This is a genomic window from Psychrobacter sp. T6-1, from assembly GCF_052258445.1.
Map to the genome: position 1 here is coordinate 1 of NZ_JBQQFC010000829.1, position 521 is coordinate 521.

Below are 521 nucleotides of genomic sequence, written 5' to 3' on the forward strand. Positions count from 1 at the left end.
TGCCAACCAATAGCAGTAGCGCCAGGACCACTAGCAGATGACTCACCGCCGACTGCAGTGGTTGAGTTACCGTTAGCGTTGGCTTGATCGCCAAGCGCTAGGGCATCCACTCCTGTAGCGGTAGATTGATTGCCAATGGCCGTTGAGTTGGCACTTAGTGCTCGAGAATCTTCACCAACTGCTAAAGACAAATCGCCAGTAGCGGTGGCCTGATGACCAAAAGCTTGTGCCTGTGCACCAGTAGCGTTTGACTGCCAACCAATAGCAGTAGCGCCAGGACCACTAGCAGATGACTCACCGCCGACTGCAGTGGTTGAGTTACCGTTAGCGTTGGCTTGATCGCCAAGCGCTAGGGCATCCACTCCTGTAGCGGTAGATTGATTGCCAATGGCCGTTGAGTTGGCACTTAGTGCTCGAGAATCTTCACCAACTGCTAAAGACAAATCGCCAGTAGCGGTGGCCTGATGACCAAAAGCTTGTGCCTGTGCACCAGTAGCGTTTGACTGCCAACCAATAGCAGT

1 pseudogene is annotated in these 521 nt (G+C 53.4%); it reads right to left on the reverse strand.

The features are described 5' to 3' along the window. Positions 1-521: pseudogene (locus tag ACTXGO_RS16210) on the reverse strand (hypothetical protein); the annotation flags it as partial.